This window comes from Nitrosospira lacus, from assembly GCF_000355765.4.
In the GTDB taxonomy this organism is placed as follows: Bacteria; Pseudomonadota; Gammaproteobacteria; order Burkholderiales; family Nitrosomonadaceae; genus Nitrosospira; species Nitrosospira lacus.
This window is the reverse complement of the sequence record NZ_CP021106.3, coordinates 3,012,617-3,028,657: the sequence shown is the minus strand read 5'-3', so window position 1 is coordinate 3,028,657 and position 16,041 is coordinate 3,012,617. Positions and strand designations below refer to the sequence as shown.

At 46.6% G+C, this 16,041-nt stretch carries 14 protein-coding genes; 11 read left to right on the top strand and 3 right to left on the bottom strand.

The annotated features are described in order from the left end of the window. The first annotated feature begins 656 nt into the window (after nucleotides 1–656). The 6 genes from EBAPG3_RS13845 (at nucleotide 657) to EBAPG3_RS13820 (ending at nucleotide 6,280) form a co-directional block, all read left to right on the top strand. A complete protein-coding gene (locus EBAPG3_RS13845) occupies nucleotides 657–2,132 on the top strand; it encodes a GNAT family N-acetyltransferase (protein WP_004179735.1) in 1,476 nt (491 codons plus the stop codon). Further along, a complete protein-coding gene (locus EBAPG3_RS13840) occupies nucleotides 2,062–2,538 on the top strand; it encodes an ASCH domain-containing protein (RefSeq protein ID WP_227869228.1) in 477 nt (158 codons plus the stop codon). Before EBAPG3_RS13845 ends, EBAPG3_RS13840 begins: the two co-directional genes overlap by 71 nt. Before the next feature lie 11 nt (nucleotides 2,539–2,549). Further along, nucleotides 2,550–3,077, top strand: coding sequence for an ATP-binding protein (locus tag EBAPG3_RS13835; protein ID WP_051049071.1), 528 nt, complete (start codon nucleotides 2,550–2,552; stop codon nucleotides 3,075–3,077). 1,203 nt (nucleotides 3,078–4,280) lie between these two features. Further along, the gene (locus tag EBAPG3_RS13830; RefSeq protein WP_040852928.1) at nucleotides 4,281–4,601 is read left to right on the top strand and encodes a histone H1-like repetitive region-containing protein; all 321 of its coding nucleotides are present in this window, start codon (nucleotides 4,281–4,283) and stop codon (nucleotides 4,599–4,601) included. A gap of 129 nt (nucleotides 4,602–4,730) precedes the next feature. Further along, nucleotides 4,731–5,519 carry a hypothetical protein gene (locus EBAPG3_RS13825; protein ID WP_227869227.1) on the top strand — a complete coding sequence of 263 codons (789 nt, stop codon included), beginning with the start codon at nucleotides 4,731–4,733 and terminating at the stop codon, nucleotides 5,517–5,519. A 533-nt stretch (nucleotides 5,520–6,052) separates the two neighbouring features. Further along, complete coding sequence (locus tag EBAPG3_RS13820; protein WP_151898961.1) at nucleotides 6,053–6,280, top strand: hypothetical protein; 228 nt, start codon at nucleotides 6,053–6,055, stop codon at nucleotides 6,278–6,280. Nucleotides 6,281–7,742: 1,462 nt separating this feature from the next. On the opposite strand, the gene EBAPG3_RS13810 is transcribed toward EBAPG3_RS13820, so the two are convergent. Both EBAPG3_RS13810 and EBAPG3_RS13805 read right to left on the bottom strand, forming a co-directional pair. Next, nucleotides 7,743–8,699, bottom strand: coding sequence for a 5'-nucleotidase (locus EBAPG3_RS13810; RefSeq protein WP_004179707.1), 957 nt, complete (start codon nucleotides 8,697–8,699; stop codon nucleotides 7,743–7,745). Nucleotides 8,700–8,736: 37 nt separating this feature from the next. Next, a complete protein-coding gene (locus EBAPG3_RS13805) occupies nucleotides 8,737–9,609 on the bottom strand; it encodes a DUF2971 domain-containing protein (protein ID WP_227869226.1) in 873 nt (290 codons plus the stop codon). A 560-nt stretch (nucleotides 9,610–10,169) separates the two neighbouring features. On the opposite strand from EBAPG3_RS13805, the gene EBAPG3_RS13800 reads away from it, so the two are divergent. Genes EBAPG3_RS13800 through EBAPG3_RS13790 form a run of 3 tightly spaced genes read left to right on the top strand, consistent with a single transcriptional unit; the run spans nucleotide 10,170 to nucleotide 12,582 of the window. Then, nucleotides 10,170–11,234 carry an adenosine deaminase family protein gene (locus tag EBAPG3_RS13800; RefSeq protein WP_004179705.1) on the top strand — a complete coding sequence of 355 codons (1,065 nt, stop codon included), beginning with the start codon at nucleotides 10,170–10,172 and terminating at the stop codon, nucleotides 11,232–11,234. Between the two features lie 11 nt (nucleotides 11,235–11,245). Then, on the top strand, nucleotides 11,246–11,785 hold the full coding sequence (locus tag EBAPG3_RS13795; protein WP_237089676.1) for a non-canonical purine NTP pyrophosphatase: 540 nt from the start codon (nucleotides 11,246–11,248) through the stop codon (nucleotides 11,783–11,785). Next, nucleotides 11,785–12,582 carry an SIR2 family NAD-dependent protein deacylase gene (locus EBAPG3_RS13790; RefSeq protein ID WP_004179703.1) on the top strand — a complete coding sequence of 266 codons (798 nt, stop codon included), beginning with the start codon at nucleotides 11,785–11,787 and terminating at the stop codon, nucleotides 12,580–12,582. The genes EBAPG3_RS13795 and EBAPG3_RS13790 overlap by 1 nt, the downstream gene beginning before the upstream one ends. A 493-nt stretch (nucleotides 12,583–13,075) precedes the next feature. Here the strand turns inward: EBAPG3_RS13790 and EBAPG3_RS13785 are convergent, their stop codons facing one another. Then, entirely contained in the window at nucleotides 13,076–13,570 is a 495-nt protein-coding gene (locus EBAPG3_RS13785; protein ID WP_151898960.1) for a hypothetical protein, read from the bottom strand. Between the two features lie 240 nt (nucleotides 13,571–13,810). Here EBAPG3_RS13785 and EBAPG3_RS13780 point away from each other — a divergent pair, with 240 nt between their 5' ends. Together EBAPG3_RS13780 and EBAPG3_RS13775 are read left to right on the top strand one after the other, a co-directional pair. Then, on the top strand, nucleotides 13,811–14,938 hold the full coding sequence (locus tag EBAPG3_RS13780) for an SLC13 family permease (RefSeq protein ID WP_004179699.1): 1,128 nt from the start codon (nucleotides 13,811–13,813) through the stop codon (nucleotides 14,936–14,938). A gap of 821 nt (nucleotides 14,939–15,759) precedes the next feature. After that, the gene (locus tag EBAPG3_RS13775; RefSeq protein WP_004179697.1) at nucleotides 15,760–15,945 is read left to right on the top strand and encodes a CsbD family protein; all 186 of its coding nucleotides are present in this window, start codon (nucleotides 15,760–15,762) and stop codon (nucleotides 15,943–15,945) included. Nucleotides 15,946–16,041 lie beyond the last annotated feature (96 nt).

The window sequence follows — 16,041 nt, the reverse complement described above, 5'->3', positions numbered from 1 at the left end:
CGTACTTTACGGTGACGTTAAATATTCATGGCGGTCCAATGTGCGGGTAGCTGGGCTGTTGATATTTGGTATTCCGCAGGACTTATACTTTATATACCGTGTACATCCCTGGTTTAAGTAACAGGTATATATGCATAACATTCTGCATTGATTCGGGATAAGGACCAATGCGGCTTCGAATGAATCATTGGTTTTCCCTGCTCGAAGAGTGCAGGAAACCTCTTTACTTTCTTTCCTTATAGACGTCATGCCCGCGTATACGTCGACAGTAAGGGAGGCTCCAACTTTTTGGGGAGAACTGCCATTCGTGGACCTCAGCTGAATATCATGAGCGCCAAGCCCATTAGATTCTTGCTTCCACCAACTGTACTCATCCGTTCGTCTCTCGAACGCCCTGAATGCAACCGTTGCAGGCAATACCTGCCGAGTGGCGTGGCAATATTGCCACCCTTTTCATCTCGGCATACACCCGGGCAAAAGCTGAAATTCCGTATTTCGCTTCAGAACGTTGTTTGAGGTATTATTCTCATAGCCAATGTGCCATCCCGTATCCACACTGGAAGTTGCACTTAGAAATTAAATCTACCGAGGAAAGATTCTAAAGTGCGGTAGATAGCAATAATGGGATTCCGTCCCCATTTCTTTTCTTGAATTAAATGCGCTTCCTGCTCGATACCAACATCTTAATCCCGCTTGAGGATTCGCATGTACCGCTACCAGAGGGGCTGGCGAATTTTGTGCGTTTGGCACAGGCATATGGTCATCCACTCGTTGTTCATCCCGCCTCGGAAGATGACCTCACTCATGATCAAAATGCTAATCGTGGCGCACGAACGCGAGCACGGTTGGAACAATATTCTCGCCTCGACAGCATTCCAGACTGCCCGTGGAATTCATCTGCAACGGATTCTCATGACGCTGCGGACAATGCCATTCTTTATGCACTGTATTGTGATGCGGCACATTATTTAGTTACGGAAGACAAGGGGATACATAAAAATGCCGTGAGCCGTGGTTTGGGTGATCGGGTTTATGCGATTAAAGCGGCAGAAGATTTTTTACGTCGCTTGCATGAGCCGACTTCGGTTCATCTGCCGAACATTCAAGATGTCCCGCTGCATTCATTGACACGGCTACTGAATGATGAGTTTTTCGATAGTTTGCGAGAAGAGTATCCGGAATTTGATACATGGTTCCGAAGCTGCGCCAGGAATGATCGTAGAGCTTGGGTGTATTGGATTGATTCAAATAAACTGGGTGCATTGTGTATTTATGCTCGTAAGGAAAATGATGATGCGACTGGTCAGGGAGATATTTTATTCGGTGCCTTGTTGAAGCTGTGTACCTTTAAAGTGGCGCCCAGCTGCCGTGGCAGGAAAATAGGCGAGCTGTTTCTGAAGGCAGCATTCCGTTATGCAACCGAGAATCGACTTGAGAATATATATATTCACGGCAATCCGGACAAACAGAACATCCTCTTTGAATTATTGGCTGATTTTGGGTTCTCCGAGTTTGGCCGCTATGATGATGATGTGGTGTACGTGAAGCGGCATCCAATCTCGCCACCGGATAATTCATTAACTGACTTGCCGGCGTTTGAGTATTTTCGAAATTATTTCCCACATTTTTGTCATGATAGAAGCATCAGGAAATTTATCATTCCGATCCGGCCTGAATACCATAGAATTTTATTCTCCGACTATATCTCTTCAGCCGAACCACCCCAAATGGCTTTATTCGATTCACCACACACAGCAAGCAATGCGATAAAACAGGCCTATTTATGCCGTGCCCAATTAGGACAAATGAATCCTGGAGACGTAGTGCTTTTTTATCGCTCAACCGATGAGCGCGCAGTAACCAGTCTTGGCATCGTAGAGGAGTACATCACTCTTCAGGATGTCAATGAGATAGTAGATCGGGTACGTCGGAGAACGGTGTACAGTATGGATCAGATTACGGCTATGGCGGCCAAGCCAATAAAGGTGATGCTCTTTCGTCTCATAAAACATTTTTCTTGCCCTCCATCCGGTGAGTGGCTTAACAGGAATCGAATAGTAAATGGCAATATCCAAACCATCCGTGAAATTGATGATGACGCATTCGAACGACTTGTTTCCGAAGCCTCCTAAAGTAGCTCTAATTTCTATCCGGCCATGTTTTGTTGAAAAGATATTGTCCCGAGAAAAAAAACTGGAGTTTAGGAGAAGCTGGGCTACCGAGTCGGTTGATGTATTGGTGATCTATTCGTCTTCCCCGGTGCAGAGAATTGTGGCAACGGCCAAGGTGGTGGGCGTTACTGAGGGATCGCCCACCGCTTTATGGAATCTGTCTCAGGAGAAGGGCGGCGGAGTGCCTCGCCAGCTTATTCGTGACTATTTCACTGGAAAAAAAACGGGTTTCGCGATAGAGATTTCGGATGTCGCAGAGTTTCAGCAGGCCATTGACCCAAAGGAAATGTTCAAGGATTTTCGTGCGCCCCAGTCATTCAGATACCTTGATGCTAAAGAGTACAGCCAGATTCTCGAAAAACTTTAGAAAGGGTGAGAATGAAAGTTATTTTCGTGGCCGGTATTCACGGAGTCGGTAAAACTACTGGGTGTATGGCAGTCGCTGAGGAACTTGGCATTCCTTATTACACTGCTAGCCAAATTATTAAAGGCGAGAAAGCCTCTGCTGTTGTGGAGCAATCCAAGCTGGTCGCGGACATTGATGAAAACCAGCGACTATTAATCCAAGGTGTTTCCAAGCTCATCAAAGGTGGGCGCTTTCTGTTAGACGGCCACTTTACAATTCAGCGCGAATCGGACGGGGGCATTCAGGCTGTTCCCGTTGATATTTTTCGGCAACTTCGTATCGAAGGCATCGTAACTTACACAGATGCCCCCAGTAAAATCGCAAAAAGAATGCAACTGCGCGATGGTGTATTACCATCCGTTGGACTGCTCCAGGCTCACCAAGAGGCCGAGATCGCCCATGCCAAACATGTCGCTGCTGTGCTTTCCGTGCCGTTGGTTGTGCTCCAAGCCTTTGATACCGATGGGATGAAACAAGCGATTATAAGCGAATGGATATAGGAGGAGGTCCTCCCAGCTTGCGAAGCTTATCGCGAATATTTGCTGAGGGTTGATTGATTTGCGGCTTTCGCTACAGACAGAAACGTGTTGGGTGGAGCCCTTCAGATCGTCTGTTGACGCGTGTAAAGTTCCCTTTCCTTGTCAATCGCTCTTTCGAGTCCGCGATTCGAAACCATTCACTATCAAAACGAGCGCTATTTTGTTTAAGTTCCATTCTATTTTCCCCCGTTACAGCGGTATTGCGGTTCGGCTTGAATATGGGCTTTGCGCCGGTTATTTCTCTTGAAGTCGAACTTCAGTATAAATACCGGCTACTACTGCCCGTTCCACCAATTGTCGGATTTGGTCATTATCAAACCATTGCCCCATGGCTATTTATTTGTTTATCCAGGATAACTAGTTTTTTAACTTCATGCATCGCCATCGTTTTTCGTTGCTGCTAAAACGTATCTTACTTTACAGTGACGTTCGATATTTATAGCGGTCCAATGGGCGGGGTAGCTGGGCTGTTGATAATTGGTATTTCGCATGACTTATACTTTATATATCGTGTACATCCCTGGTTTAAGTGACAGGTATATATGCATATCGTTCTGCATTGATTCGGACCGATGTGGCTTCGAATGAATCATTGGTTTTCCCTGTTCGAAGGCTGTAGGAAACCTCTTTACTTTCTTTCCATATAGACAGACGTCATGCCCGGGTATACGTCGACAGTAAGGGAGAGGCTCCGAGTTTTTTGGGAGAACTGCCATTCGTAAACATCAGCTGAATATCATGAGCGCTAAACCCATTAGATTCTTGCTTCCACCAACTGTACTCATCCGTTCGTCCCTCGAACGCGCTGAATGCAACCGCTGCAGGCAATATCTGCCGAGTGGGATATTGCTAAGTTTCGGCTTATCCCGCTTCTCAAGGGGAAGGATGTATTTTGATGTTTTTTTACAGTGGCAATATTGCCATCCTTTCTATCTCGGCATAATTGGAACGGGCTCCATCCGGCAGAAATGTGCCAATAGCTGCCTTTCACCTGTCAGTATTATTGGCGATGATGCAAGGATGACGGGCAATAAAACGATTGCACATTAACAATACACAATGGCATCATGCGTGGCAGCGCTATAAAAATATCTGGATGCAAGCGCCCTGCAATAAACTGTTGGGGCTTTACATCACCTTAACCATTTGACCAAGGGGACTTGTATGCCAACATCAAAGAAGCCAGCAGTAAAGAAAGCCGCTACCACGCCAGCAGCAAAGAAAGACACTGCGAAGAAGCCAGCAGCAAAAAAAGACACTGCGAAGAAGCCAGCAGCAAAGAAAGACACTGCGAAGAAGCCAGCAGCAAAAAAAGACGCTGCGAAGAAGCCAGCAGCAAAAAAAGACGCTGCGAAGAAGCCAGCAGCAAAAAAAGACACTGCGAAGAAGCCAGCAGCAAAAAAAGACACTGCGAAGAAGCCAGCAGCAAGGAAAGACGGTGGTGTGAAGATTGTTGGCAAGTGGCCACCAAGGTCCGCGTTGTAGTACATTCAAGGATCATAGGTGTAACCGATGTCACAGGGCTCCTACAAAATATGGCCTGCTACTGCAGCCGGTGAACCCTTGGGAAATCCGACCCCACCAACGGGCCAGCCGGTTGAGTCGCCCAATCCAATGGATGAAAAGGCGACGGATATCTATTTTGGTGTGGTGAATACCGTTCCTCAGCCCCCCCCAAAAGATCAGCTCGAATTACAGCAGGATATAGAAAAAGTCTTGCGGACTGTGCAGCTAATCTACGGTCATCCAGTCGCAGGTTCCGTGGAGCGCTGCAAGTCGCAATTTCGCAGCTATTACATGCGCCTCTTCCGCCTTGCACAATTGGGCTTGGAAGGGCCCGACGCGTCGCCTGAAATTTCCAAAAGCGCTTTGGCTACGGTTTCGGCAAATCTAATTGACGACGAAGCTAGTCGAGTCAAGAATGGCCACTTGGTACGGTTAGGTGGGACAGCAATAGTTCTTGCTCTCCCGTTTATCCTGCTTTACTTGGTAATGCGGATCACACCGCCGAATGACGGGCTCGCGAATCTTCTCCTCTCGTTTGGCATAGAGCGGGTTATTTTCGCGAACTTCATGTTGCTGTGGGTTGGCTGTTTTATCGGCGTTTGGCTTTCTTATGGAATTCGAACTTCCGTTTTTACGCTTACGGACTTGACCGTAACTGACAGCGACCGCCTGCTGCCTGTAATTCGGCTACTGTTTGCTGGGAGTCTTACGATGATTCTCGGAATCATGTTCATGCTTGGCGTGGTTCAGATCAGCTTGGGCAATCATTCGCTAACGGATTTCTCAACGAGTCCCATGCTCGCGTTTCTCGTCGGGACTCTTTGTGGAATAAGCGAGTTATTATTGCCGACCACTGTGGGCAAGCGGGCCAGTGATTTCATCAACCAGGGTAAGTAAAGCAGACTTAACCTCGCAACTCTGGCCAAACCTGTTAGCGTGTTGACGCTATTGGCCACAATGTCAATGTGCTTCGGACAGGAGTTAGGCTGACGCTGCCCCGAGGGGCTCCCCGAAGACCGGGAAGGGAGAACCGGCTTAGGTGAGTTCTGAAAGTTTGGTAAGCTGCTCGCGGGTCCAAGCACTCATAGGACAAGCGAACGGAAAATGCAGCAACATTTGCAGTAACTTTTATCCACACCACCGGAATCCATTATCTGACACTATTTGCGATTTCGCTCCGGAACCAGTAAATCAAATGGTCACAGAGTTTTTATTAGGTATTTTGAAACGGAAAATAATGCTATGTAAGCAACGGAAATAAATATTAGGCTCAGAATTCTATTCGTCACTCTTCTCACGAGCCTACTGGCCGCATGTGGACGGTCTGATCGGAGTTCCTTCCCACTTGTTCAACACATGGTCAGATTCAGGCTTCCAGCGTCCAAGCCTTCATAGATTGCTTGATGCATGGCCTTGATGCGAGCAGCTTAATGCTCACAAATATCTCAGTCAGACAGCAGCATCGCACCGAGGATTATCGTGTGGAATCCTTGACTTACTCATCAGTTCTGGTCAGTGCCGATATATTCAATAATGGTCGCGTTGAACTCTTCGAAAGTAGTGCGGCGGGTTTGGTAAACACATCGGGGAGCGCGCAAAGCCTTTATCAACTGCCTCGATCGCTTTCGCACAACGAACTGGCGGAGCGCATGCGCTGAAGGTCTCAGTTGTGTCGGGAAAGGAAATTCGTGTTTCTCGATAGCAGTCGTTGACCTCGATGCAGTGACGATGGGCAACAAAGTATCAAGCTCGGTCAGCTGCAGACTGTCGTGCAATTTCGGCCTTCACAGTCAGGAACTGCTATCGCCATTTCTAAGTCTGCTCGGATAAATTCATTGCTCATGAGCGGTTCAAGTTCCAACGTCATCCAATCACGCAGGGGGTATTATTGGGGGTATTAACAGGAATCGAACCAGATAGTATTTGTCTAATATCAAGCATCGATAAGGTTGTGTAGGACGCGGGTTCGATTCCCGCCGCCTCCACCAATGAAGTGCCCTAAGTAGTCCAAAGAAGTCCAGAAAACCCGCATGAATAAAAGCTTGCGGGTTTTTTGTTGTCCAATTACGTCCAAACATGGTTATTGCAATCCGACGATAAGTTACCGTCATGATACCGACCGGCGGATTATGGCAAATAGCAAGACCTGACCCCCTACCTCATGCGGGGTTTTTTCGAGACGCATGGCGCAAGTCGTTTTGAAGATATCAGCGCCACAATCGACCAGCGTATCCTTAAACGGGCAGGCTTCTACCGGAATGGGGTAAATGAGGGGCGAGAGTTTCTGGTATTGCCGGAAACATTCCGCCAGGAGGTCTGCCAAGGGTTTGACGAAAAGATGTTAAGAACGTCTTGATAAAAGCGGGATTGCTGCTTCCTGGCAATGACGGCAAACCTTCGCAGGTTGCACGACTCCCTGGATTAAGTTCATCATCCAGAGTCTATGTTATCCGGTACGGGAATGAGGGAGAGTAAGCGCGATTACCGATGTAACAGCGGTAACGCGGTAACATTCAATATGGGTTTAGTTCTTCGTGTAACGCCGATGTTACCGCGCTATGCCCGCTGGTAACACGTCATAGCGTTACGGCAATTTCTACTGCATCTGTTCCTGTTACCGTTACAGAGAATCTTGACGCATTCCGGCACTGTTACCGTTACAGGGATGCATCACGCCGCTGTTACTGTAATTGTAACTGTAACCGTTACCGTTACAGGGAGGCGTTTAATGTATCTTGCTTCCATTATCGTACCGGTACCAGCGCTAAACAAGCCGCCCCTTGCTCCAATTTCGCGTAGTAACTCGCCTTAAGCCAGAGACCGTTACCGCCGTTACCCGATATATTCGAACCGGTACCATTTTGCGGTAACGCGGAATACCCTATGAATTGGGCGTTGCCCGTGTCTTATGCGAATTGTTACCGCTGTTACGGTTAAAGTATAGGCGCCCCCCGCTGTCCGACGTCAGATCCCAGCCCCTACGACATAACAAATGCAAAATCCCGAGAAAACTTATATTTGCCCGCAATTACCGGTCTCGATGGTCTGCTCCCGACGCGCACCAGATAGTTGAGCTCTTCAGAAGCGATATTCAACGTTTCAAGAAATCTGTTCGGCAATTCACTCAGACGCAGTTGAATGAGATGTGAGCTTGTTGTTTGCTATCCCAAAAGGAATATGAACCATTGGAATGTCACCGGCAGGAGACTGCAAATGGCTGCGCTGATCATCAAAAAACATATGAGGCTTTAGGATAGTCAGAATTCGAGACTTTTCCATCCCCCCCAAAAAGAATGACTCATCGGCAGAGACACCCCAAGTTTTCAAAGTAGTGACAACCCGTTCATGGGACGGAGCATTACGTGCAGTTACGATCGCAATCCGTACTATTTTCTTGTACGAGGGATCTTCCCCGAGCTGTTTTTCTTCTAATTTCTGCATGAAGGATAGCTTTTTAAACAAATCAGCAAGTGGTCCTGGCTGATGTGGAATGGATTGCCTTTTGGATTCGTGCGCTTGAAATTCGATCAGATCATTGTTCTTTTTATACACAGACTCAGCTTCATCGTCGGCGATAACACCATCAAAGTCGAATGCAACGCGTAACTCAGTATCAAGCTCATCGTCGTAAACTTTCGAAGGGAGGACCACCCCAGCTGGATAATTTGTATCTATGGCTTCTCTAACATCATCTTCATTGGCGCTTAAGAATAGAGATGCATTGAACGCAGGCAGGTATTCATGGGGCGAGCGCCCGGTCATGAACGCTGCACGTGTCACATCAAGGCCGTAATGCTTAATTGATCGAAACACCCTTAATCCTGTTTCAGGCGAATTTCGCGAGAGTAGCACGACCTCTACCGGGGATTGTTTTGGAAACGCCTTGTTGATGCTCAGAAAGCGTCGAATAAATGGGAATGCAACGCCCTTGGGGAATGGGTTATCAATGTTCTTCTCTTGGTGAATGCGGTAGTCGTTAATACCCTCGGTTTCGTATATCTTATGCGACTCCGACAGATCAAACAGTGCACTTGACGCAATGCCGACTACGAGCTTCCTTTCAATAGGGTATGCCATACAAATTTAACCGTTAGTTCCAGCTTTACTTGATTGATCACCAATTGTTGTATGGCAGAGATGATCGCCTCAACTCAACATCATCGAGACCAGTTGTTGTCAGTAACGCCTTAACAGACGCCTCACAGCGGGCCTGGTTCGGATTTGGGCCGATGATTACCTCACGTAGCGTGGTGTTAGCTGCGCTGATGAGTATTTCTAAACCCACATACGGCGCTAAATATGACGAACTGGCGCGGAACTTAACCTGTTCCTTCGGTTCTTTTGCTATGATTCGCCATTCTGCTTCCTCGTGAAATCCCTCGTTCTTAAACTGAGGTGCGAGCTTGGCAATTTCTGCGCAGAGCCATGTTACAGCGGCATCCGCTTCCAGCTTATCAGGGCCTTGCGAGGTGCGAAGTCGGTAGTCTAGTTCAAAGTTGACCTGCTCTTTCGAAGTGAGGGCTTTGTATTCGTCGCGGCTCAAGGGTGGCTTTGGAAATCTATTCAAGCAGCGCTCAACAAGGTCATGAATCTGTTTAATCTGATCCTGGTGTTCGTAAATACACTTCTCTAGCTTATAACCTTGACGCTCACAGAAAGTTTCCAGATCGTTGGAATCGAAGCCTAGGCAAAGCCCAGCACCTGCAGGGCAGTAGCCTCGCCACTGGCTGAGCAGATCGGGCTTCTCGCTGAACGACGTCAGGTAAAGATCGTCAGCGGAAACCGACTCTAGTGAGTGGTGAACAGCCCATCCGAAGGCGCTCAGATAGCCATCATCCTCAAAGATGCCGTTGGCCACTTCTCGGGCGAAGGATAAGCTATGAAAGAACTCACTTGAATCGTTTAATGCCATAGCGTGAGTAGCCCAGATACTGCGGCTCTGGATAATTCCGATAATACCGGTCTGGCTGGTATAGTGATACAGCATGCTCATGTCTTAAAGCTAACGTAATGTAGACAAAAAAATGACGCATAAACGCCCTATATTTGATTCCCCCTTGATATCACACGGGGCTACGGATATATGGAATCGAACACTAACAGCTCAAGCTGCTCTAATCAATAGAAAATGACGAAGAGCTATTTACGGGTGAGAAACACACATAGCAATAATTAAAAATAGTGTTAATCGATGCATCAGGCTAGCTCGCCGGCTAAGGCTCAAACTTAGATCTGATGGGCCGGTTTTGGCGCATTTCTGCCTGTTGCAAAAGTCTTAAAGCAATACAACTGCGCTATTCGCGAAGGATCAATTCGACCTATTCGATTTGACCTCTGCTGTTGAAAAAAAAACCCTTTCGTCATCATTTCAGATAGAATTTATGCGTGCGTCAAATCATTTCATTTAACTCAACGCGTAGGTAGTTTTGTAAGCTGTTCCTATAAGGCGAGCGTTTTGAAGCAATGATTTTCAAGCTCTAAAAAAGAGTTTTATCACAATAGCTCAAAACCAGCCATTCAAGTCTTTCAAGCGATCGGTACTCCGGTATGGACCCGAACAGGAAATTACGAGATCTGGAATGCCTAGATATTTTAGCTGTGATATCGATAGTGATTCATGGGGGGGGAATTTCAATGATTCACAGAATCCGAACACTACCCAAAGGGGAGCTACATGTTCATCTAAACGGACTTGTTGAGAGATCGGTCATTATTGATTTGCTGCGCTCAGAGGCGGCTGAGGAAACAGCCGCTGTTGACCTAGAAAATGCGCTGCGAAGAAATACTCCTTGCGCTAATTTAGAAGAATATCTTGCCGAGTGGAACGTTTTACGCCTGATCCCTAGGAGTCGCAACAGTCTTAGATTAATGGTAATAAGTGCATTCAACCAGTTGCAAGCCCAAAATACATCGTTTGCAGAAATTAGAAGTAGCGTAATTTACATTTCGCTACTGAATAGAATTAAGGTTTCAGAGGCTCTCCGTTGGCTTATTGAAGAAGTTGAGAATGCATCTAAGACATACTCCATCAGGGCGGGAGTAATTATGACGGTGTCACGGGGTAATTACAGTGCAGAAAATCTGCGCACGCTATTAGTCGCCTACGAGCACTTGGGAAAGCCTAAGACGGTGATCGGAGTAGACCTAGCCGGAAATGAAGAGGAATACACTCCCCCCGAACTTGCAGGCCTTTTCATGAGAGCAAAGGAGTATCACGGTTTGGGAGTAACTATCCATGCAGGGGAAACTGGCAACGTAGGAAATATTCACCGAGCTGTAAAAGAGTTTGGCGCTGACAGAATTGGGCACGGCACTGCTGCTGGAAAAAGTGAAGAGACAATGGGTCTACTCCGTGATCGCAATATCTGCGTTGAGGTTTGTCCTATTAGCAACCGTATGACTGGTTCCGTTCCCGCTAGCGAAGCCCATCCTTTAGTTAAATTCATTCAACATGATGTACCCTTCGTCATCTGCTCAGACAATCCTGGGCTTCATCAGGCAAACATGAGTGAAGACTACTTAGCTTTTCTTGAAGAATCAGGCAGACCAGATTTGCTCGAAACAATGTATTCAGTGCAAAAAGAACACAGCTTCTTGAGGCTAATAAAATGAAGGTTCGGTTTGTGTCTAGAAATGAGTTAAAGGTAAAGGAAGTTAAGGAAATACTATCCCCTGCAGGAATCGAAGTTATTGGGTCTCATCATAAGATAGACGAGCTGCAAACTGAGAACGTAGATAAGCTTGTCCGAGACAAATTACTAAAAGCCTTCTTGCTAGTTGGACGACCTGTTTTCGTCGAACATACTGGACTTTATCTAAGCCGATTAAATGGACTTCCCGGCGGTCTAACGCAAATTTTTTGGGATAAATTGCAGGCAGCTCACTTTTCAACACTTTTTGGCAATGCCTCCAATACCGATGTGGTGGCGAAAACGGTCATTGGCTACTGTGATGGTCGAAAAATCTATTTATTTTCAGGTGAAATAAAGGGCGCTATCGCGTCCTCACCGAGAGGATCCCAAGACTTCCAGTGGGATTGTGTTTTCGTCCCTGAAGGCGCTGAGGAAACGTTCGCTGAAATGGGGGAGAGGAAAAATACGATTTCCATGCGAAAAATCGCGTTTGATGGATTTATTGAATTCCTTAAGTTCAGGAGTCTTTAATGGAGAAACTTGCCGCAGCTATAAAAAACGGCGACATTATGTTGTTCGCTGGGGCTGGCGTTTCCATGAACTTAGGCCTTCCATCCTCGGAGACTTTAATCAACCACGTTGCAAAAGAACTTGATTATGATCCTGATGTTTACAGAACATTGGGAGATTTTTACGCTTTAGCTGAGTATTATCGAATCAAAAAAGGTAGCGTTGGACCACTACGGAGTTGGATGGATCAGCAATGGCATTCTAGCAACGTTAAGATTGAAAACTCAAAGATTCATCAACTCATTTGCTCCCTACAATTTCCTATCATTTACACCACAAACTATGATAGATGGCTTGAACGAGCTTTTGATTGCCATGGAAAAGATTACCTCAAAATAGCTTCTGTTGCCGACCTAACTAAAATTAAAGATAACCAAACCCAAATTGTCAAGTTTCACGGAGATTTTGATGACGATAATTCAATCGTTTTAACTCAAACTAGTTATTTTGAACGGCTAGAGTTCGAAACACCCCTTGACATCAAATTACGATCCGATGTGCTTGGTAAGGGGGTTCTCTTTATTGGCTATAGTCTTTCCGATATCAATCTGAGATTTATTTTTTATAAGTTGTCAAAAATGTGGCAAAGTACTTCGCTTTCAGATGTTCGGCCACGATCTTACATATTTTATCCCCAGCCGAATGTAGTACAGGAGGCGATTTTTAAGGAATGGGGCATAAAGATGATCACATCGGAAAAAGATAACCTAGCTGAAGCGTTGGAAGAGTTCCTTACCAAATTACTTGGTAATTCTTGATCTCAGCGGATGGCCGATGACACCCGTCAACTCTCCCGGTAAAAGCCAACCCACTCAAATGTTGACGGTAAGCCTATTGGTACATTTCTGACTGTGGCGGTAACTTTGACGGTAACTATATTTACTCGAACTAGAATAAGCTAGTATCTATAAGCATTTCAGAGCATTATTCAATTGACGCCGCCAATTAAATGTCATAAGTATTCCAAAGAAGTCCAGAGAGCCCGCAAGGATAAACGCTTGCGGGTTTTTTGTTGTCCGAGCATGGTTATTGCAATCTGACAGTAAACGTAACGGTAACATCAATATCATCAGAAGTTACCGAGCGCAGTTTTGAGCTTTGAACCGGGTTTGAGGGTTTGCTTTAAATTGCCCCAAGCAAGTGATTAATGTTATTGATTATTTCCATATTTAGCTTGAGCACTTCGCCACTTTCACACCGCTATCACAGCGCCAAGCCAGGAATTAGACTAGAAATTCTCCCGTCCAACCTTCAAGGCCGAGGATTAGCCAATCCAGAAAGACGTTTGGCATCTTCCGGGTTTTGTGAGGAGAATTGAAACCAGTCGGTTCTGGTTCTCCGGCTCGTCGTATAGTCTCGTTCCCGTTCTTCCGGGGTTTTTAACGCATTGAGTTTGTCATACGCTCCCCGTGAAGCATCTACAATAGGCTTCCATTCTTTTAGGGCTCCTGGAACGATGGTGAAACCAGAAACATTTAAAAAGACTTCGTTATTTTTTGGGAACTTGATATTGGGAAGGATTTCCCATCCGATGGACCAGCAAATAGGCTCTTTATTCAATATCTTCCCTTCGTTCGATTCCATTTTTGCCACAAACCAGGGAAGTTCGCAGACATCGCTATGCGTATTGGTAAGGTAGAAATAATTGGGTTTAGCGTCGCCTTCATTGACAAACAAGGCATACCAAATGTTGGTGGCATGGGCCGAGCCGCATACCAAGGTTAACAAGAGTAGAAGGTATCTCATGATGATCTGTTAGGTGGTTCACATGGCTGGAAAGATTGGCTCAAATCAGTCCTTGCACCGGAGATTTTTTTATTGTGCGGCAACGCTCCGATTGCGCGGACAGAGGTTCTATTGTATTCCCATAGAGAATATCAGGATATCCGATTTGACTGAAATCATCCAGCCACGCGAGATCCCGCAAGATTCCAAGAGAGCGAATACATATAGGGTCCCGCCTGCTTTTAACGGAGCACAATAAAAATGGACGATAAGACTCTCGCTGTCCTTTCCCCGCTGCAAGCGCTTCGCAAGGACTATTTTTTCTGGGCACTTCTTGCGCTACTTGTCTGGCTAATCGCAACGAAACCCCAGCAATTCCTCATTTACCCCACGCTGGTGGATTGGCCGACCATCGCCGCACTGACCGGCCTGCTGGTGCTTACCAAAGGCGTGGAGCTATCCGGCTACCTGCATCATCTAGGCAAGCACCTGATCCTGCGAATGCCCACAGATCGGGCCTTAGCCATGTTTCTTGTGCTTACTGCGGCACTCCTGTCGACCCTGCTCACCAACGATGTCGCACTATTCATCGTCGTCCCTCTGACCGTAGGCTTGCGTGCGGTCAGTACGGTACCCGTGACGCGGCTTGTCGTCTTCGAAGCATTTGCAGTAAATGCCGGTTCGGCCCTTACGCCGATTGGAAACCCGCAGAATCTGTTTCTCTCACAGTTCCATCAAATCCCGTTTTATCATTATGTGGGTGCGATGTTGCCGCTCGTCCTGGTTTTTCTTCTTCCGCTTCTTCTGCTTACCGCTTATGCATTTACCGGCCACCGCATCGCCATCAGAGACGGTACCGATCTGCTTCCCCTGAACAAGAGGTTGTTGTATCTGTCCCTGGCTTTGTATCTTCCGTTTCTAGTATCTATTGATGCACACCAGGCCGAAGCGGCGGCGATTGTGGTGCTGGCGATCTTCCTCATTACCCATCGGCGGGTGCTGGCAAGGGTCGATTGGGCGCTGATCCTGGTATTCATGCTCATGTTCATCGACATGCGACTGATTGCGCAGGAATCAACGGTGCGTTCGTTTATCGAGCAGTTGGAATTGAGCGATCCCCAGCATCTCTACTTCACGGGCGTTGCTATTTCTCAGCTTATCAGCAATGTGCCGGCTGCGATCTTGTTGGCCGAGTATTCGAATGATTGGCAATTAATCGCTTATGCAGTAAATGTCGGCGGCTTTGGTTTCATATTGGGGTCATTGGCTAATATCATTGCGCTGCGCATGGCTCGTGATAGCAGGGCCTGGCTGACTTTTCACGCGTTCTCCCTGCCGTTTTTATTGGTGATCAGCGGACTCGTCTATCTATGGCTGTTTTTCTTCTAAGCTTCTCGTCATCCGACGGAACCGCATCACCCGAACGGAAGCGGCAAGTTGTATGCCCATATGCTTCGGAAGCTGACGGGCATGCCTGTATCGAGTCGCAGACCATCAATCAGCATGAGTGCGAAATAGTCTTGACCATAGTTTCATGGCAGGCTCCGACTTGTTGGCCTGCCTTCCAAAGCATCTTCAAATTGTGGCGCGACAATTTGTCACATTCCTTCGGTGGTAAAAATCGATTATTCTGCTGGCAGATATTCTTCTCGAAGTTGAGAAATCGCTACGATGCAATAAGAGTATCTGTAACTGTGTGTGTATGTTGTCGTAAACTTTGTTCCCTCAGTTGTTTTAATGGTTTCCTTTCCTCCATATTTGGGGTTCGTGGCGCCGCCCGGTGTTACGAACCCCTCTCTTTTTCAGATTGAGCCATAGCTCTTCAATGCCTGTTATTTCGCCGCGGCAACAATACTGCATGCTTTGTAATCCGTATTCATCTCGTTCTCAATAGAATTTCATTTAACGGTAATCGATTGCAACGTCTGCTTTTGAATTGAGCTCTATGACTTCGGTTCCCGGATAACGCGCGTCAGCTGAAGCCAGCGATAGCTCCCATTCCTGAGATGGGTCATCAGGGGAGATAATGACGAATAACTGTTGTTGGGTCATTGAGATGAGCATCGAACTAATATAGTGTTTTTTTCTGATTTCCTGACCCAATGTGCATTACCGAACGGATGAGTCTTGGGCGATTGTTAAAATACATACTCCTGCGTTCATCAAAATTAAAAGCAGGTCACATTCCACTTTTTTCCAGGAGAATATAAATGAATAAGGATCAAATCAAGGGTACGGCTAAAGACATCAGCGGAAAGATTCAGGAAGAGGCCGGTAAAATAACTGGCAGCAAAGAGGATCAAGCAAAAGGTCTCGCCAAGCAGGTTGAAGGAAAGATACAAAAAGGTGTGGGAGATGCCAAGGAAACGATTAAGGATGCAGCCAACAAGCTATAGGAGTTGCTCCGTATTGGTAATTTTAAACCCGCTGCGGCGGGTTTTTTCTATCATTGATCCCGTTGAGCACGCAAAAAGAAGCGAAGAAAGGCGGGC